The organism is Rhodoferax sp. BAB1, from assembly GCF_013334205.1.
GTDB lineage: Bacteria > Pseudomonadota > Gammaproteobacteria > Burkholderiales > Burkholderiaceae_C > Hylemonella.
In genome coordinates, this window is sequence record NZ_CP054424.1 from 1,679,288 (window position 1) to 1,696,779 (window position 17,492).

At 67.4% G+C, this 17,492-nt stretch carries 15 protein-coding genes and 1 pseudogene; 11 read left to right on the forward strand and 5 right to left on the reverse strand.

All coding sequences use genetic code 11. The annotated features are described in order from the left end of the window. The 5 genes from HTY51_RS08010 to HTY51_RS08030 form a co-directional block, all read right to left on the reverse strand. Positions 1–2,238 carry an EAL domain-containing protein gene (locus HTY51_RS08010; protein ID WP_174252250.1) on the reverse strand — a complete coding sequence of 746 codons (2,238 nt, stop codon included), beginning with the start codon at positions 2,236–2,238 and terminating at the stop codon, positions 1–3. Between the two features lie 182 nt (positions 2,239–2,420). Then, positions 2,421–2,924 (reverse strand): GNAT family N-acetyltransferase, encoded by a 504-nt coding sequence (locus tag HTY51_RS08015; protein ID WP_174252251.1) that lies wholly within the window; start codon positions 2,922–2,924, stop codon positions 2,421–2,423. A gap of 12 nt (positions 2,925–2,936) precedes the next feature. Continuing rightward, positions 2,937–3,875: a dihydrodipicolinate synthase family protein gene (locus HTY51_RS08020; protein WP_254607022.1), complete on the reverse strand. Its 939-nt coding sequence runs from the start codon at positions 3,873–3,875 to the stop codon at positions 2,937–2,939. A gap of 106 nt (positions 3,876–3,981) precedes the next feature. Continuing rightward, positions 3,982–6,102, reverse strand: a complete 2,121-nt coding sequence (locus tag HTY51_RS08025; protein WP_174252253.1) for a methyl-accepting chemotaxis protein — start codon at positions 6,100–6,102, stop codon at positions 3,982–3,984. A 118-nt stretch (positions 6,103–6,220) separates the two neighbouring features. After that, positions 6,221–6,715, reverse strand: a complete 495-nt coding sequence (locus HTY51_RS08030) for a disulfide bond formation protein B (protein ID WP_174252254.1) — start codon at positions 6,713–6,715, stop codon at positions 6,221–6,223. 111 nt (positions 6,716–6,826) lie between these two features. Between HTY51_RS08030 and HTY51_RS08035 the strand changes: the two genes are divergently transcribed. The 11 genes and pseudogenes from HTY51_RS08035 to fdxA all read left to right on the forward strand — a co-directional run bounded on the left by HTY51_RS08035 (position 6,827) and on the right by fdxA (position 17,489). Beyond that, positions 6,827–7,099 carry an oxidative damage protection protein gene (locus tag HTY51_RS08035; RefSeq protein WP_057676056.1) on the forward strand — a complete coding sequence of 91 codons (273 nt, stop codon included), beginning with the start codon at positions 6,827–6,829 and terminating at the stop codon, positions 7,097–7,099. A gap of 18 nt (positions 7,100–7,117) precedes the next feature. Beyond that, positions 7,118–8,851 (forward strand): FAD-dependent 5-carboxymethylaminomethyl-2-thiouridine(34) oxidoreductase MnmC, encoded by a 1,734-nt coding sequence (gene mnmC, locus HTY51_RS08040; RefSeq protein ID WP_174252255.1) that lies wholly within the window; start codon positions 7,118–7,120, stop codon positions 8,849–8,851. Between the two features lie 15 nt (positions 8,852–8,866). Continuing rightward, positions 8,867–9,799, forward strand: coding sequence for a ribokinase (locus tag HTY51_RS08045; protein WP_174252256.1), 933 nt, complete (start codon positions 8,867–8,869; stop codon positions 9,797–9,799). After that, entirely contained in the window at positions 9,796–10,785 is a 990-nt protein-coding gene (locus HTY51_RS08050; protein ID WP_174252257.1) for a nucleoside hydrolase, read from the forward strand. The genes HTY51_RS08045 and HTY51_RS08050 overlap by 4 nt, the downstream gene beginning before the upstream one ends. Before the next feature lie 104 nt (positions 10,786–10,889). Then, the gene (locus tag HTY51_RS08055; protein ID WP_174252258.1) at positions 10,890–11,681 is read left to right on the forward strand and encodes a sulfite exporter TauE/SafE family protein; all 792 of its coding nucleotides are present in this window, start codon (positions 10,890–10,892) and stop codon (positions 11,679–11,681) included. A gap of 2 nt (positions 11,682–11,683) precedes the next feature. Further along, positions 11,684–13,504: a nitrite/sulfite reductase gene (locus HTY51_RS08060; RefSeq protein WP_174252259.1), complete on the forward strand. Its 1,821-nt coding sequence runs from the start codon at positions 11,684–11,686 to the stop codon at positions 13,502–13,504. A 13-nt stretch (positions 13,505–13,517) separates the two neighbouring features. Beyond that, positions 13,518–13,898, forward strand: coding sequence for a DUF934 domain-containing protein (locus HTY51_RS08065; RefSeq protein WP_174252260.1), 381 nt, complete (start codon positions 13,518–13,520; stop codon positions 13,896–13,898). 15 nt (positions 13,899–13,913) lie between these two features. Beyond that, positions 13,914–14,642, forward strand: a pseudogene (locus HTY51_RS08070) (phosphoadenylyl-sulfate reductase); the annotation flags it as partial. A gap of 185 nt (positions 14,643–14,827) precedes the next feature. Beyond that, positions 14,828–15,793, forward strand: coding sequence for a sulfate adenylyltransferase subunit CysD (cysD, locus tag HTY51_RS08075; RefSeq protein WP_174252262.1), 966 nt, complete (start codon positions 14,828–14,830; stop codon positions 15,791–15,793). Then, positions 15,793–17,046, forward strand: coding sequence for a sulfate adenylyltransferase subunit 1 (locus HTY51_RS08080; protein ID WP_174252263.1), 1,254 nt, complete (start codon positions 15,793–15,795; stop codon positions 17,044–17,046). The genes cysD and HTY51_RS08080 overlap by 1 nt, the downstream gene beginning before the upstream one ends. A 113-nt stretch (positions 17,047–17,159) precedes the next feature. After that, positions 17,160–17,489, forward strand: a complete 330-nt coding sequence (gene fdxA, locus HTY51_RS08085) for a ferredoxin FdxA (RefSeq protein ID WP_174252264.1) — start codon at positions 17,160–17,162, stop codon at positions 17,487–17,489. The last annotated feature ends 3 nt before the right edge of the window (positions 17,490–17,492 follow it).

A 17,492-nucleotide genomic window follows, 5' to 3' on the forward strand; every position in this document is an offset into this window, starting at 1 on the left:
TCAGGCCCCTTCCGGGCCCGGTCCGCCGCCATGCGCCTGCAGCCAGGGCAGCAGCTCCTCCAGCGGCATGGGCTTGGCATACCAGTAGCCCTGTGCTTCATGGCAACCCAGGCTGCGCAGGAACTCGGCCTGCTCGCGGGTTTCCACGCCCTCGGCCAGCACCGTCAGGCCGAGCTGCTGCCCCAGGGGGATGACCAGCTCGGCAATGCGGGCGCCACGGGTCTGGGTGTTGAGCACCTGGACGAAGGAGCGGTCGATCTTGATGCGGTCCACCGGCAGGCGGTCCAGATAGGCCAGCGAGGAGTAGCCGGTGCCGAAATCGTCGATGGCGATCGTGATGCCGAGCTGGCGGATGCGCTTGAGCAGGTCTTCGACCTTGTCCGTTCCCACGATGGCCACCGACTCGGTGATCTCCAGTTCCAGCTGGCCGGCCGGCACGCGCTCCTGCGCCAGGGCGTCCTGCAGGTCGGCCAGGAAGCGGGGGTGCGAGAACTGGTGCGCCGAAACGTTGACGGACATGCGCAGGCCCGGGTGCCCCTGCACCTCTATCTTCTGCAGCGCGCGCAGCGCGCTGCGCAGCACCCAGGCGCCGAGGTCGACGATCAGGCCGGAGCTTTCAGCGATGGGCAGGAAACGGTCCGGCGGGATGAAACGGCCGTCGTCGGCCTTCCAGCGCAGCAGCGCCTCGACCCCGAGGATGCGGCCGCTGTCCAGCGCCACCTGCGGCTGGAACATCAGGAACAGGCGCTCGCGCTGGAAAGCGGTGCGCAGGGCGTGCAGCAGGCGCGTGTGCTCGCGGGTCTCGCGCGCCGAGGAGGTGGTGTACCAGGCGTCCTGCCCGTGGCCGTTCATCTTGGCGCGCTTGAGGGCGATCCAGGCCTCCTTGAGCAGGTCGGCCCCGGTGATGCCCAGCGCTTCCTGCAGGTGCACCACGCCGATGGACACGCTGACCGTGTGCTCGATGTCGTCGAAGACGAAGGGCTGGGAAAAATGCCGGCGCAGCAAGTCCGGCTGCACGACGGCTTCAGGGGCCCAGACCGCAAAGGTGTCGTTGCTCACCCGGGCCAGTTCGCAGGGCGGCGGCAAGGCCTTGCGCAGGCGCTGCGCGGCCAGCTGCAGCAGGCGGTCACCATAGACATGGCCGAACATGTCGTTGATGCCGGAGAACTGGTCGATGTCGATCAGGGCCAGCGAGGTGCGCGCAATGCAGTCGGCATCGCCGCGGCAGGCCTCGAGTTTTTCCACCAGGGCGGCGCGGTTGTGCAGGCCGGTCAAGGTATCGGTATAGGCAGCCCGGCGCAGCTTCTCCAGAAGCTGCTGGTTCTGCCATTCGACGGCCATGTGGGCACAGAAGACGTCGAGCATGCGCAGGTCCACCGTCTGCGTCTGCTGCGGCGTCAGGTGCAGCCAGGCAACCAGGTCGCCCGTGGCGCCGGAACGCAGATGCAAGGCCGTGCCGCCCTCCATGCCCAGGCAACGCCGTTCCTCCAGGCAACGCTCGATCAGCGCCAGCAGGTCCGGGCCGGCATGTGCCGAGGGCGGGGAACCGACGGCCTCCTGCGGGTATCGCCCCGCAACCGCCAGCAGGGTCAGGCTGCGGGGACCACTCTGCTGGTCGGCGATGAAACCGTCGGGGGCGGCACCGAAGTAGGCCGCCAGCATCAGCAGCAGATCGGCCGCGCCGGGCGTGTCTGCACCGGCATAGGCCTTGAGCCGCTGGCCGCTGTCGATGATCTTTTCCAGGTTCGCGCGCGCGCGCGCCTCCTGGCACAACTGCGCGTAGGTACGCAAGGCGACCGACAGCGCGGCATAGAGCTTGGCCTGGGTCAGCTCGCTCTTGGACTTGTAGTCGTTGATGTCGTACTTGCGGATGGTTTCGATCTCGGGCGCATACCCGGGCTGGCCGGTGCGCAGGATGATGCGTGTGCAGTTCAGGCCGAGTTCGCCCCGGATCCTGGCGATGATGTCCAGGCCGGCGGTGGGTGTCTCCATCACCACGTCGAGCAACACCACGGCAATGTCCGGCTCCACGGCCAGCATGCGCAGAGCCTCGGCGCTCGAATGCGCGTGCAGCAGCTCCAGTGGGCGGTCCGAGACCTGCAGCTTGTCCAGGGCGAAGCGGGTGGCCTGGTGCACCTCGTGGTCGTCATCGACCACCAGGATGCGCCAGGGCTCGGTCAGCGTTTCGGCTGGCGCCGGCTCATCACGAAAAACGACCTGGACGTTGATGGCATTCATGCTTCAGTCTGTCAGCGATTTCATCGTACGCCAATTGACCGGCCCTGCAAATATCAGGCCGGCACTGAAGTCGAGAAAGCATCAAATACTGCGCAGTGGCAGGCAGCATCAGTGGTCTGACACTCATGAAACGCGGGTAATCCCTAGCAGGCCAGCCTCCCGAAAAAGTCCGGGGGGGGGCCTCATTCCGCAAGCCGGGGCGCCAGGCGTTCGAAGCGCTGTTCCATCACTTCATTGCCCCACTGCCGGCCCGGCTGCTCGTGTACCAGGCGAAAGCCCTGTTTCTCGTAGAGATGACGCGCAGCCTGCAGGCCAGCGAAAGTCCAGAGGCTGGTCCTGGCATAACCCCGCTCATCGCAAAAAGCCAGCGCGCTGCCCAGCAGGCGTGTGCCTATGCCCGAACCGCGCAGGCGGTCCGAAGTGATGAACCAGCGCAGATGAGCCCCTTCCGTAGGGGCATGCAGGCCGTCGATGGCGATGGCGCCTTCGACCCGGCCGTCGGCCAGTGCCAGCCAGAGTCCATCACGCGCCTCCTCGTAACGCTCGCAGAAGGCTGCCAGTTCACGCGCGACCCGGCTCTCGAAATACACACCGAAACCCGACTGCTGGGCGTAATAGTCCGCATGCAGCGCGGTGATCCGGCCGATGCAACCTGACAGATAACCCTTGTGGATGCTGATCTCCAAGGGAGGCCCCTCTCAACCCAGTGCGACCAGCCGCTTTTCTTGCCGTGCCGTCAGGCGCGCGATGTCGGTGATGTCCTGCGCCGACAGCTTCGGGCCCGGCTTGCGCACGGCCTCCGAGGCGATGATGCCGCGCTTCATCAGGATGTGCTTGCGCACGGCCAGGCCGATATTGGCCTGCTGCTCGTAGCGCGCCAGCGGCAGGTAGGCGTCGAACAGATCGTGCGCACGCTCGATATCGCCGCGTGCATGGGCGGCACAGACGTCCACCATCATCTCGGGGTAGGCAAAGCCGGTCATGGCGCCGTCGGCGCCGCGCGTGAGCTCTTCCGGCAGGAACAGGCCGCCGCCGTTGCCGGTGAGGATGGAAACGCGCTGGAGTTCACCCTTGTCGCTGGCCGCGCGGATGGCACTGAGCTTGGCCAGGCCCGGGCTGTCCTCGTGCTTGAGCATCACGCAGGTGGGCGAGTTCTTCAGGATCTTCAGGATGACAGCGGTGGACATCTGTACGCCGGTGGCCACCGGATGGTCCTGCAGCACCCAGGGCACGTCGGGGCCCAGGGTCTCGTTGACCATGTCGAAATAGGCGGTGATCTGGTCGTCGGTACGCACGGTGGACGGCGGCGCCACCATGACACCGGCCGCGCCCAGGGCCATCACGCTTTGCGTGAGTTCGCGCATGGGTGCAAAACCCGGCGACGAGGCACCCACCACCACCGGCACCCGGCCCTGGACCCGCGCCAGCACCTGTTTGACGAAGGTGCGCGACTCTTCCATGGTGAGCTTGGGCGCCTCGCCCATGATGCCCAGCACGGTCAGGCCGGTTACGCCTTTTTCCAGGCAGAAGTCCACCATGCGGTCGGTGCTGGCCAGGTCCAGCGCACCGCTGTCGCTGAAGGGGGTGACGGCGATCAGGTAGACGCCCTTGGCGTTGCGATCCAGTTGGGAGTTCACGTGGGGGTTCCTCGTTTGTAGCCAGCGGCCGAGCATAGCGCCTGGCGTCTCCACACCATGAAAAACGGCACCCGCAGGTGCCGTCCGGTTCATGCCTTCGGTCGACTCAGAAGGTCTCCCAGTCCCCGTCCGCCGCGGCTGTCGCCGGGGTCGATGCCGCGGGGCGGCGGAGTTCGCTGCCCGGTGCCTTCGCCGGTCGCGCCGGCTTGGCACCCCCGCCCTGGATCTCGTTCTTGAACTGCACAATCAGGCGCGTGACTTTCTGCGAGGCGCGGGAGAAGGCTGTGTCGCTCTCCAGCATCTTCTCGGCCTCAGTACCGGCGCCGTTGTTGATGCTGCGGGCCACCTTGCCGGCCTCGTCGTGGAACTCGCGATGCGCCCCGAGCAGTTCGACGAAGCTGGGCTTGCTGCCGAACTTGCCCTGGCCGCTGCCGTGCAGCCACTTGCCCAGCGGGCACTGGTCATCCCGGCAGATGGTGTCGGCATCGACCTGCTCACCGTGCATGGCAGCCGCACGCAGCTTGCTGCGCCAGTCGGCATGGGCCTTGATGGCGCTGTCCAGGTCGATGCCTGCACTGTTCGCACTCTGGCCCAAGGTGGGGCGATCGGTGCCGCCATAAGCCGGCGCCGGGGTCGAGCGCACCTGCAGGCTCGAAGCGACCGGTGCCAGACTGCCACCCGATGCCGCATCGAGCTTGAAGACGGCCACGGTCTGCACCAGCTCCTGCGCCTGGCTCCTGAGGCTGGAGGCCGCTGCCGCCATTTCCTCCACCAGGGCCGCGTTCTGCTGCGTGGCCTGGTCCATATTGGTCACGGCCTCGCCGATCTGCGCCACACCCTGGCTCTGCTCGGAGCTGGCCGCGCTGATCTCGCCCATGATGTCGGTCACGCGCCGGATGCTGGCCACCACCTCGTTCATGGTACTGCCGGCCTGGTCCACCAGGGCCGTGCCCTGCCCGACCCGCTCCACGCTGTCGGTGATGAGGGTCTTGATCTCCTTGGCGGCTTCGGCGCTGCGGCCGGCCAGGCTGCGCACCTCGCTGGCCACCACGGCAAAACCGCGGCCCTGCTCGCCGGCGCGGGCCGCTTCCACGGCCGCGTTCAAGGCCAGGATGTTGGTCTGGAAGGCAATGCCGTCGATCACGCTGATGATGTCGGCGATCTTGCGGGAGCTGTCGTTGATGCCCTTCATGGTGTCCACCACCTGGGCCACCACCTCACCACCCTGCACGGCCACCGTGGACGCGCTCTGCGCCAGCTGGTTGGCCTGGCGGGCGTTGTCGGCGTTCTGCTTCACGGTGGAAGAGAGCTCTTCCATCGAGGCCGCGGTTTCTTCCAGCGCGCTGGCCTGGCTTTCGGTGCGAGCGCTCAGGTCCTGGTTGCCCTGGGCGATCTCGGCGCTGGCGGTGGAGACGGATTCACTCCCCTGGCGCACCCGGCTCACGATCTGCGCCAGGTTGCTCTGCATGGCCGTGAGCGACTGCAGCACACGGGCCACTTCGTCCTTGCCCGTGGCCTGCACCTGCAGGCTCAAATCCCCCTGGGCCACGGCCTCGGACAGGTTGACGGCATCCCCCAGGGAACGCGAGATGCCGCGGATCAGGGCCAGGCCCAGCACCCAGGCAAACACCACACCGATCGCGATGGCAGCAATGGAGACCGCGAAGATCGTCTGGTAACGCGCCTCGGCTGCGTCGTATTCCTGCTTGGCCACGTCCAGCTGCAGCTTGATCAGCGTCTGGGATGCGGCGTTGGCCTTCTCGTAGAGCACCGGCAAGGCGTCCTGCACCAGGGAGGCCAGCTGGGGGATGTCGTCGGTGCGCATGGCCACGATGGAAGGACGCAGGCCTTCGGCGACATAACGGCCGCGCGCTGCTGCAAATTCCTTGGCCAGCCTGGCTTCCTCCTCCGTCTGGGCTGTGGCCATATAGGTCTCCCAGAGCTTGGTGATGGCCGCGATATTGCCCTCGATCTTGGCGCTATTGAGCTTGACCGCCTCGGCCCCCGGGGCCATCAGCGTGATCAACGCCAGCATGCGGTTCTGCTGCATCATGGAGTCGATCTGCGCCAACTGGGCGGCCGGTACCGTGCGGTCTTCATAGACCGTGTGGAGAGCAGCGTTGGCCCTGTTGATGCCAAAGAGGCCGATCGCGCCGATGACGATCAGCAAGCCCGACAGGACGGCCAGCAGCACCAGCAGGCGGGTGGAAATTTTCAGGTTGTTCATGTCGCTAGATCCTCTGTACCAAGCCCAAGCCCAAACCGGGCACGGCCATCCATGGCCAGACCATTATGGCGTGGCGGCAGCGGAGGAAAAAGCGAGAAAAGGCGAGAAAAAACCGGGTTCAGCGAACCGGACGGCGCCACAGCAGGGCCAGGCCGACCAGGGCAAAGGCCGCGAACCACAGGAAGGACCAGTTGGCGATGGAGCCGCCCAGGAAGGTCCAGTCGATGGCCGTGCAGTCGCCCGATCCCTTGAAGATCATGGGAATGGCGCGCTGCAGGGGGAAGTTTTCGATCATGCCGTAGAAGTCGCGCCCGCAGGTGGCGATCTCGGGCGGGTACCACTGCAGCCAGCTCTGGCGCGCGGCGACGAAGGCGCCAAAAATGGCCAGCACGGCCAGCAGCCCGGCAAGTGCCACCTGGGTACGGCGACCCGAAACGGCGGCACCGATGGCGGCCACCACGGCGATCAGCACCATGGTGTAGCGCTGCACGATGCACATGGGGCAGGGTTCCAGTCCCACCACGTGCTGCAGATAGAGGCCGAAGCCCAGGAGGGCGAGACAACTCAACAGGATGACGCCCATGATCCGGCGCGTCCCCAAACGATCAAACATGATGGCTCCAACGGAATCGATGACCCATATGGATCACGAGGCATCGATAAGGTTTCCAAAAACCGACGACAATTTCGCATTATTGTTCTTTTCGAACCAAGGAATCTCGACATGGCACGCATGGTCAACTGCATCAAGCTCGGCAAGGAAGCCGAGGGCCTGGACTTCCCGCCCTACCCGGGCGAGTTGGGCAAGCGCATCTGGGAAAGCGTCAGCAAGGAAGCCTGGGCCGCCTGGCTCAAGCACCAGACCATGCTGGTCAACGAGAACCGCCTGAACCTGGCCGATGCGCGCGCCCGCCAGTACCTGGCCCGCCAGATGGAGAACCATTTCTTCGGCAGCGGCGCCGATGCTGCGGCGGGTTATGTCCCGCCGAGCGCCTGAGAGATACACCTCCCCACCGTGAACGAAGCGGCGCGCACTTTGCTGCCGCCGCCAGCGGCCGGCCGGCCGGCGTGGCGCGTGCTCGACACGCGCTTGGATGCAACACGCCTGTTCGCGTTATGGCAAGCCTGGGGGGATGAAACGCAGCGCCCCCTTGTGCTGCACATTGTCGCCCTCACCACCTCGCCGCCTTCAACCCAGACGCTGCGGGCCAGCGCCCCCCCTGAACAGGCGACGCTGGCCGATGAGTTGCTGGTGCAGTGGACCGGCCTGCTGCCCGGCATGCACCGCCTTTCCCTCGCCGAGGGCCGGCTGCAACTGACGCTGGGCGTGGGCGAACTGCAAACCCTGCTGCGCGAACAGCAGTTCGAAGCCGATGCCGTTTTTCTCGACAGCACCTTGCCCTGGGACCGCTGGAGCCTCAAGGCCCTGGCACGCTGCTGCCGGCGCGGCACGCAGCTGGCCTTCGACACGCTGACGCCGGAGCTGCACAAGCTGCTGCCGGAAAGCGGCTTCGTGCTGGAAGCCGACCACGCACGCTACGACCCGCCCTGGGACCTCAAGACCAGCCGCGAAACACTACGCACCGAGGCAGCCACACCCGGTACTTGCGTGGTGATCGGCGCCGGCCTGGCCGGGGCCAGCGTGGCCGCAACCCTGACCCGGCGCGGCTGGTTGGTAGAGGTGCTGGACGCCGCGCCCGAGCCGGCCGCCGGCGCCTCGGGCCTGCCGGCCGGTCTGCTGGTGCCCCATGTCTCCACCGATGACAGCCCGCGTTCGCGCCTCACGCGCGCCGGCCTGCGCCTGATGCGCAGCGAAGCGCAGCGCCTGCTGCAGGCCGGGCAGGACTGGGAAGACAGCGGCGTGCTGGAACAGCGCCTGGACGACAACCCTGGCCTGCCGGCCCATTGGCCTGTCGAAGGTCAGCAGATCACCCGCCCGGCCTCCACGGGCACCGAACCCTGGCGCGCGGGCATGGCGGCCGTGCCTGCGTTATGGCACGCACAAGCCGCGTGGATCAAGCCGGCACGCCTGGTACAGGCCTGGCTCAAGCACAGCGGCGTGTCCTTCCGGGGCCAGACGAAGGTGGAGCGGCTGCAACGCACCGGTACACAGTGGCAGCTGCTGGACCGCGAAGGCAAGCTGCTCACCAGCGCCAGCCATGTGGTTCTGGCCAATGCGGCCGATGCGCCACGCCTGCTGGCCCCGCTGGGCCTGAGCACCCAAATACCGGCCTTGCAGGAAATGCGTGGTGTGATGAGTAACGGCCTGCGCCAGCCGGGTGATGAGAGCGCCCTGCCTCCCTACCCCGTCAACGGCCTGGGGAGCCTGATCCCGGCTGTGCCCACTGCGGACGGGCTGGCCTGGTATGCCGGTGCCACCTACGAAGACGCGGCACAGCCAGCGGCCCTTGCCAGCGAACACCACCGCACCAATCTCGACAAGCTGTCCACCCTGCTGCCCGCCGCCGCGCAACGGCTGGCACCGTCCTTCGCTCCCGGAGCCGCTCGCGGCTGGGGTGGCACACGCTGCGTCAGCGCCGACCGCCTGCCCCTGGTCGGCCCGCTGCAAGAGGGCACTCAGCCCACGCTGTGGATCAGCGCCGCCATGGGCTCACGCGGCCTGAGCTTCGCCATGCTCTGCGCGGAACTGCTGGCCGCCCGCCTGGGCGCCGAACCCTGGCCCGTGGAAACCAGCTTGGCGCGTTTCCTGCACGCACGACGGGCAGCCTCACACCACGAGGAAATTTAGCCCGACAATGCGGCCATGATTCTTGTCGCTGGCTCCGCCAATCTCGATTACGTGGTGCGTGCACCGCACATCCCCGCTCCCGGTGAAACGGTGCTGGGCCATGACTTCAGGACCTGGCCCGGCGGCAAGGGCGCCAACCAGGCCGCGGCCTGCCGCAAGGCCGGCGGCCACACCACCCACATGCTGCTGGCCCTGGGCCATGACGCCCAGGCCCTGACGATCGAAAACTCCTTGAGCGAAGCCGGCGTGCACCTGCACCGCGTGCTGGTGACGGATGCGGCCACCGGCACCGCTTTCATCTGCGTGGACGAGCATGGCGAAAACGCCATCACGGTCGCGCCCGGCGCCAACAGCCATCTGCGAGCGGAACACCTGCCCGCGCTGGACGGCTACAGCCACCTGATGCTGCAGCTGGAAATCCCCATGGACACGGTGCTGGCCTATGCGCGTGCCGCCCATGCCCATGGTGTCAAGGTCGTCCTCAATGTGGCGCCAGCGCACCCGCTCCCGCCCGAGTTGCTGCAGCTGGTGGACATCCTGCTGGTCAACGAAGGCGAGCTGGCCACATTGGCGGGCACGCAGGGCAGCATTGCCCAACAATTGCAGCGCCTGGCCGTGCCTTGCGTGGTCGTCACGCTGGGCTCCCGCGGTTGCTGCGCCAAGGTCAACGGGGCGCTGAGCACGCAGGCGGCCTTCCCCATCACACCGGTGGACAGCACGGGCGCAGGCGACACCTTCTGCGGCGTCCTGGTGGCGCGTCTGGCCCAGGGCCATGCCATGGGCGATGCGCTGCGCCATGCCAGTGCGGCCGGCGCCCTGAAGTGCCTGAAGCCGGGCGCGCAAAGCGGCATTCCCACGGCGGTGGAGGTGGAACTGTTCCTGGCGCGCCAGCCGCACACGGCGTCCGAAGCAGACGCCGCCCTGCGCGCTTATTGCGGCATCGCATGAACGCCCGCCACCCGCTCATCCTCGACTGCGACCCCGGCGTCGACGACGCCATGGCGCTGTATTTCGCGCTGGCGCACCCGGACGTCGAGCTGCTGGGCATCACCACGACCTTCGGCAACGTCACCGTGGCGCAGGCCACGCACAACGCGCTGTACCTGTGCGCCCTGGCCGGCCGCGAGCTGCCGGTCTGCTCCGGCGTGGCCACGCCCCTGCGCAAGGCGCCCCTGCAGCCCGACGCGGAGATCCACGGCGCCGACGGCCTGGGCAACCTGCCGCTGCGTGCCGCCCTGCCCCGCGGGCCGGATGAGCGCTCGGCCGCCCGCTACATCGTCGAGCAGGCCCGGGCCCACCCCGGCGAAGTCAGCGTGGTGGCCGTCGGCCCGCTGGGCAACCTGGCGCAGGCCCTGCGGCTGGAGCCGCACTTGCCCGCCTTGCTCAAGCAGGTCATCGTGATGGGTGGCAGCATCAGCGAACCCGGCAATGTGTCGCCGGTGGCCGAGTCCAATATCTGGCACGACCCGCATGCGGCCGACATCGTCCTCACGGCCGGCTTCCCACTCACCCTGGTCGGGCTGGACGTGACACACCGCGTACGCATGCCGCTGGCCCTGTTTGAGCGCCTGGCAGCCCGGCACCAGCACCCCGCCACCGACGCCCTGCTGCACGCCGTGCGTTTTTATGCCGGTTTCTACGGCCGCATCGAGCCGGAACTGGCGGCGCTGCCGGGCTGCTACGGCCACGACCTGCTGGCCATGATGTACCTGGTGCAACCGGAACTGTTCAGCACCCAGGCTGGCCGGGTGCGCGTGGTCACCGAAGGCTTGGCCGAGGGCCAGACCATCATGGACCGGCGCGAGCACATCCCCTACCCCCAGCCGGGCTGGGAAGAGCAGATCCCCCGCATCCAGGCCTGCCTGCAGGTCGATGCGCCGGCCTGCCTGGCCCTGGCCGAAAGCACGCTGGCGAGCAACTGGCTCTCACGCTGACCGGACCTTCAGCCCGGTCCGAGTCATCCTTTATTACTGCTGGTTATAGGAATCCAAGAAAAATGTAGTTTGGAATCTGAAGCCCCGCTTCTACAGTCGCGTCCATGCATGACGTGGCGTTCATTTTTGCGGGGTTCCTGGTCGGGCTGATCGTCGGCCTGACGGGCGTGGGCGGCGGTTCGCTCATGACGCCCATCCTGATCTTCTTCTTTGGTGTCAAACCGCACCTGGCCATCGGCACGGACCTGCTGTTCGCCGCCTTCACCAAGCTGGGCGGCACCGTGCGTCTGGCCCGCCAGCGTGTGATCGACTGGCGCATCGTGGGCAGCCTGTCGGCGGGCAGCATCCCGGCCGCCCTGATCACCCTCTACGTCCTGCACCGGGTCGGCCCGGCCAACCCGACCGTGCAGGGCCTGATGACCAGCACCCTGGGCGCAGCCCTGCTGCTGACCGCCGCCGCCACGCTCTACAAGGCCGTGCGCGGCAAGGCCCTGCCGGCCAGCCTCGCCGCCGGCCAGGAAGCCGCCGCCGCCACGCCGCGCCACTGGAGCCTGCCCCTGCTGCTGGGCGCCCTGGTGGGCACGCTGGTGACGCTGACCTCGGTGGGCGCCGGCGCCATCGGCGTCAGCGTGCTGCTGATCGTCTACCCCCTGCTGCCGCTGCCGCGCATCGTGGCCGCCGATATCGCCTACGCCGTGCCCCTGACCCTGGTGGCCGGCCTGGGCCACGCCTCGCTGGGGTCGGTGGACTGGAGCCTGCTGACCCTGCTGCTGGCCGGTTCCCTGCCGGGCATCTGGCTGGGCACCCACCTGATGCACCGCATCAACGAGCGCGTGGTGCGCTCCGCCCTGTCCGTGCTGCTGGCCTGGGCCGGCCTCAAATTGATTGCGATCTGACCATGTACCAATACACCGACTTCGACCGCCAGTTCGTGCGCCTGCGCGCCGAACAGTACCGCGACCAGCTGGAACGCCACCTCTCGGGCCAGCTCGGCGCCGAGGAGTTCCGCCCCCTGCGCCTGCAGAACGGCTGGTACGTGCAGCGCCATGCACCCATGCTGCGCGTGGCCGTGCCCTATGGCGAACTCTCCAGCGCCCAGGTCCGCGTGCTGGCCCGCATCGCCCGCGAATTCGACCAGCCCGGCAACGAGATCTTCCAGGGCGCCGTGGCGGCACAGAACAAGCTGGGCGACATCCAGCTGCGCGACGGCAAGGCCATCGGCAGCCGGCTCTCGACCGGCTATGCCCACTTCACGACCCGGCAGAACGTGCAGTACAACTGGATCCCGCTGGACAAAAGCGCCGACGTCATGGACCTGCTGGCCTCGGTGGGCATGCACGGCATCCAGACCAGCGGCAACTGCATCCGGAACATCACCAGCGACGCGCTGGCGGGCATTGCCGTGGACGAGGTGGCCGATCCGCGCCCCTTTGCCGAGATCCTGCGCCAGTGGAGCACGCTGCACCCCGAGTTCGCGTTTCTCCCCCGCAAGTTCAAGGTCGCCATCACCGGTGCGCGCGAAGACCGCGCGGCAACAGCCTGGCACGACGTGGGCCTGCAGCTGTTGCGCAACGAGGCCGGCACCCTGGGCTTCAAGGTGCTGGTGGGCGGCGGCATGGGCCGCACCCCGGTGATCGCCACCACCATCCGCGACTTCCTGCCCTGCGACCAGGTCCTCAACTACCTGGAAGCCGTGGTCCGCGTCTACAACCGCTGGGGCCGCCGCGACAACAAGTACAAGGCACGCATCAAGATCCTGGTGAAGGCCGAGGGCCAGCGTTACATCGACGAGGTGGAAGAGGAATACCGCCAGATCGTCAACGTCGATGGCGCCCCGCACACCATCACCGCCGCCGAGTTCGAGCGCGTCGGTACCTCCTTCGTGCCGCCCACATTGACCTGCGACCGCAAGAGCGCCGACGCCAAGATCGCCCAGATCCTGCGCGCGGCCGCCGAGGACGACATCGAGTTCGGCCGCTGGCTGCAGCGCAACGTCAGCGCACACAAGAACCCCGACCTGCGCGCCGTCACCCTGTCCTTCAAGCGCCTGGGCCAGGCCCCGGGCGACGCCACCGCGACCCAGCTCGACGCCGTGGCCGACCTGGCCGAGCGCTACAGCGGTGGTGAGGTGCGGGTGACCCACGAACAGAACCTGCTGCTGCCCTGGGTGCGCTGCGACCAGCTCGCCGAGCTCTGGCGCGAGGCCCGCCACCTGGGCCTGGCCAAGCCGAACATCGGCCTGCTGAGCGACATGATCGCCTGCCCCGGCGGCGACTTCTGCGACCTGGCCAACGCCCGCTCGCTGCCCCTGGCCGAGGCCATCACGGCACGCTACCAGGACCTGGACGAACTGCACGACCTGGGCGAGATCGACCTGCACATCAGCGGCTGCATCAACTCCTGCGGCCACCACCACAGCGGCCACATCGGCATCCTGGGCGTGGACAAGGACGGCAAGGAGTGGTACCAGGTCACCGTGGGCGGCTCCGACGGCAAGCTGCTGTCGGGCGAGCCGGTGCCGGGCAAGGTCATCGGCCCCTCCTTCTCCGCCCATGAGGTGCCGGACGTGATCGAGGCCCTGCTGGACACCTACCGCGAGCAGCGCCAGGACGGCGAGGCCTTCATCGACACGCTGCGCCGTGTCGGCAGCGAACCGTTCAAGCAGGCCGGCCAGCAGGCCCGCCACGAAACCGGCCATGAAGCCGCCGCCACGGCCTGAAGAAAGACCCAAGATGAAACTGATGCACGCTGACACCGCGACGACCGAGCCCCAGGACCTGCGGGTGCTGGTTGTGGCCAACGACGCCGACCCGCGCGCCCTGTCACTGGACGGCGTGACCCGCATCGACCTGCACTTTCCCAGTTTCACCGACGGGCGTGCGCACAGCCAGGCGCACCTCTTGCGCCGCCGCCTGGGCTACCAGGGCGAGATCCGCGCCACCGGCGACGTGCTGGTCGACCAGCTGCCCCTGCTGGCACGCAACGGCTTCGATGCTGCCGTGCTGCGCGCCGACCAGGACCCGGCCGTGGCCGAGCGCCAGCTGGCGCGCTTCAAGAGCCATTACCAGGGCGACGCCGTCGTACCACGTCCACGCTTCGTGCAGGCCGCCTGAGCCGAAAGCCATCACATGAAAGCCACCGAACTCAACGCCCGCGCCAGCAGCGACTACACCGCCAAGCTGGCCCGCACGCAGGCACTGCTGCAGCAGGCCGCGCGCGAATACGCCCCCGTGATGCCCGGCGGCCCCTCCCTGGTCAGCCTGGCCTGCAGCCTGGGCGCCGAGGACATGGTGCTGGCCCACCTGATCAACACCTTGCAGTTGAACATCGGCATCTTCGTGCTCGACACCGGCCGCCTGCACACGCAGACCCTGGAGCTGATGCACCAGCTCAAGGCCACGTCCCGCGCACCGGTGGAAATCTTCCAGCCGCAGACCGAGGCCGTGGTGGTTTTCGTGCAGCGCGAGGGCAAGGACGCCATGTACCGCAGCATCGAGTTGCGCAAGGCCTGCTGCCATATCCGCAAGATGGAGCCGCTGGAACGCGCCCTGGCCGACAAACGCGCCTGGGTCACCGGCATGCGCCGCGAGCAGTCCGGCGCGCGCGCCGAAGTGCCCTTCGTCGACGACAGCAATGCCCACCGCCTCAAGTTCAACCCCCTGGCCGAGTGGACCTGGGGCGACGTCTGGTTCTACATCCAGCAGAACAAGGTGGCCTACAACCCCTTGCACGACCAGTTCTACCCCAGCATCGGCTGCGAGCCCTGCACCCGCGCGATTTCGCTGGGCGAGGACTTCCGCGCAGGGCGCTGGTGGTGGGAAAACGAAAGCGCCAAGGAATGCGGTTTGCACGTCAAACCGCATTCCAGCCACGAAGTGGCCGTGTCGCAAAGCGACACGCATGGCGCTTTCGTTTCGGCGCAGGCTGACTTCAGCGCAGCTGAAGTCAAGAGCTCGCCAGAGCCCGGCCGTAGCCAAAACGAGGCCGCCAAGGAGTGCGGCTTGCACGTCCAGCAGGAACCCCTGAAACAAGGAGCGCAAGCATGAACGCCCGCACCGAACACGAATTACTGAACGCCACCGTGCACCAGCTGAGCAACGCCCACCTCGACGCGCTCGAGGAAGAAACCATCTTCATCCTGCGCGAGGTGGCCGCCACTTTCGAGCGCCCGACCCTGCTGTTCTCGGGCGGCAAGGACTCGCTGGTGCTGCTCAAGTGCGCCGAGAAGGCTTTCGGGGGCAAGGCAGGCCCCTGCGGTAGCGGCCGCCTGCCCTACCCGCTGCTGATGATCGACACCGGCCACAACTTCCCCGAGGTGACGGCCTTCCGCGACCAGCGCGCGACAGAGCTGGGCGCCGAACTCATCGTGCGCAAGGTGGAAGACTCCATGCAACGCGGCACCGTGCGCCTGGCCCACCCGGGCGAAAGCCGCAACGTGCACCAGTCGGTCACGCTGCTGGAGGCCATCGAGGAACTCCGCTTCGACGCGCTGATCGGTGGCGCCCGCCGCGACGAGGAAAAGGCCCGCGCCAAGGAGCGCATCTTCTCCCACCGCGACAGCTTCGGCCAGTGGGCTCCGAAGGCCCAGCGCCCCGAACTCTGGACCCTGTTCAACACCCGCCTGGTCCCGGGTGAGCATTTCCGCGTCTTCCCGATCTCCAACTGGACCGAGCTGGACGTCTGGCAGTACATCGAGCGCGAACAGATCGAGCTGCCCTCGATCTATTACACGCACCAGCGCGAGGTCGTGGACCGCCGCGGCATGCTGGTGCCGGTCACGCCGCTGACCCCACCGCGCGAGGGCGAGCAGGTCGTGGTGCGCGACGTGCGCTTTCGCACCGTGGGCGATATCACCTGCACCTGCCCCGTGGCCAGCACGGCCGCCACGGCCGCTGACATCGTGATCGAAACCCTGGCGGCCGAGGTCAGCGAACGCGGCGCCACGCGCATGGACGACCAGACTTCGGACGCCTCGATGGAAAAACGCAAGAAAGACGGTTATTTCTGATGAACGCACTCAAATTCATCACCTGCGGCTCGGTGGACGACGGCAAGAGCACGCTGATCGGCCGCCTGTTGGTCGACACCCGCGCCGTGCTGCAGGACCACCTGGCCGGCGTGCAGCGCCAGGGCCAGACCGACCTGGCCCTGCTGACCGACGGCCTCTCGGCCGAGCGCGAGCAGGGCATCACCATCGACGTGGCCTATCGCTACTTCAGCACCGAGACGCGCAAGTTCATCATCGGCGACGCGCCGGGCCACGAGCAGTACACCCGCAACATGGTCACGGCAGCATCGAGTGCTGACGCCGCCGTGGTGCTGGTCGACGCCACCAAGCTGGACTGGCGCAAGCCGGCCCTGGCCCTGCTGCCGCAGACGCGCCGCCACAGCCTGCTGCTACAGCTGCTGCGTGTACCCTCCATCGTCTTCGCCGTCAACAAGCTCGACGCGGTGGACGACGCCGCGCTGGCCTTCCGCCACATCCATGACGCCCTGCAGGCCTTCGCGCTCAGCGCCGGCCTGGCCGTGCGTGCCACCGTGCCGGTCTCGGCCCTGCAGGGCTGGAACGTGGTCGATGCGCCTGAGCAGGACGGCTGGTGCGGCTACCACGGGCCGACCCTGCTGGACATCCTGGAGCAGTTGCCGGTGACGGCCGCCGACACGGCCCTGCCCCTGGCCTTTCCGGTGCAGTGGGTGGAAAAATTCTCTTCCTCCAGCGACACCAGCCAGGGCCGCCGTGTCTTCTGGGGCCGGGTGGCTGCCGGCGGCGTGAAGGCGGGCGACACCGTGCGCATCTTCCCCAGCGGGCAGAGCGCCACCGTGGCCCAGGTGCTGAACCACGTACGCCAGGGCGGCAGCGTGAGTGCCGGGCACAGCGCCGGCATCGTGCTGGACCGCGAAGTGGACGTTTCCCGCGGCGACTGGCTGCTGGCCGCCGGCCAGGACCAGACCTCGCGCGAGCTGCTGGCCACCGTGGCCTGGATGGACGACGAGCCCCTGGTGGCCGGCCGGGTCTACTGGGCCCTGCACGGGCACCGCTGGGTCAAGGCCCGCATCAAGCGCATCGTGCACCGCCTGGACATCAACACCCTGGCCGAGGAGGACGCCACCCAGCTGGAGCCCAATGCCATCGGCCACGTGGAACTGGCCCTGCAGGAGGCGATTCCGGCCCTGTCTTTTGGCCGCTCCCGCAGCCTGGGTTCGCTGATCCTGGTGGACACGGCCAGCCACAAGACCTCGGGGGCGGTGCTGGTGAATTGACCTCCCGGGGATTGATCCATCTCAACAACCCTCTGTCCGACAAGGGCGAGAATCCCATTGATCTTCAAAAGCCAATAAAATCAAGGACTTTTAGTCTTGGCCAGAACTACAACATGACCCACGTCGTCACCGAATCCTGCATCCGCTGCAAATACACCGACTGTGTTGACGTCTGCCCCGTCGACTGCTTCCGCGAAGGTCCGAACTTTCTGACCATCGATCCGGACGAATGCATCGACTGTGCCGTCTGCATCCCCGAGTGCCCGGTCAATGCCATCTACGCCGAAGAGGACGTGCCGGCCGACCAGCAGCACATGACCAAGCTCAACGCCGATCTGGCCAAGCTGCCGACCTGGAAGAGCATCACCAAACGCAAGCCCGCCCTGCCTGACGCAGACGAGTGGAAAGACAAAACCGGCAAGCTCAAGGAGCTTGCGCGCTAAACT

Bases quoted from the DNA above. Each gene is read 5' to 3' on its own strand.
- HTY51_RS08050 (WP_174252257.1), top strand. From the start codon at position 9,796: ATGAACGCCCGCCACCCGCTCATCCTCGACTGCGACCCCGGCGTCGAC.
- HTY51_RS08055 (WP_174252258.1), top strand. From the start codon at position 10,890: ATGCATGACGTGGCGTTCATTTTTGCGGGGTTCCTGGTCGGGCTGATC.
- HTY51_RS08065 (WP_174252260.1), top strand. From the start codon at position 13,518: ATGAAACTGATGCACGCTGACACCGCGACGACCGAGCCCCAGGACCTG.
- cysD (WP_174252262.1), top strand. From the start codon at position 14,828: ATGAACGCCCGCACCGAACACGAATTACTGAACGCCACCGTGCACCAG.
- HTY51_RS08010 (WP_174252250.1), bottom strand. From the start codon at position 2,238: ATGAATGCCATCAACGTCCAGGTCGTTTTTCGTGATGAGCCGGCGCCA.
- HTY51_RS08025 (WP_174252253.1), bottom strand. From the start codon at position 6,102: ATGAACAACCTGAAAATTTCCACCCGCCTGCTGGTGCTGCTGGCCGTC.
- HTY51_RS08035 (WP_057676056.1), top strand. From the start codon at position 6,827: ATGGCACGCATGGTCAACTGCATCAAGCTCGGCAAGGAAGCCGAGGGC.
- HTY51_RS08080 (WP_174252263.1), top strand. From the start codon at position 15,793: ATGAACGCACTCAAATTCATCACCTGCGGCTCGGTGGACGACGGCAAG.
- HTY51_RS08045 (WP_174252256.1), top strand. From the start codon at position 8,867: ATGATTCTTGTCGCTGGCTCCGCCAATCTCGATTACGTGGTGCGTGCA.
- HTY51_RS08030 (WP_174252254.1), bottom strand. From the start codon at position 6,715: ATGTTTGATCGTTTGGGGACGCGCCGGATCATGGGCGTCATCCTGTTG.
- fdxA (WP_174252264.1), top strand. From the start codon at position 17,160: ATGACCCACGTCGTCACCGAATCCTGCATCCGCTGCAAATACACCGAC.
- HTY51_RS08060 (WP_174252259.1), top strand. From the start codon at position 11,684: ATGTACCAATACACCGACTTCGACCGCCAGTTCGTGCGCCTGCGCGCC.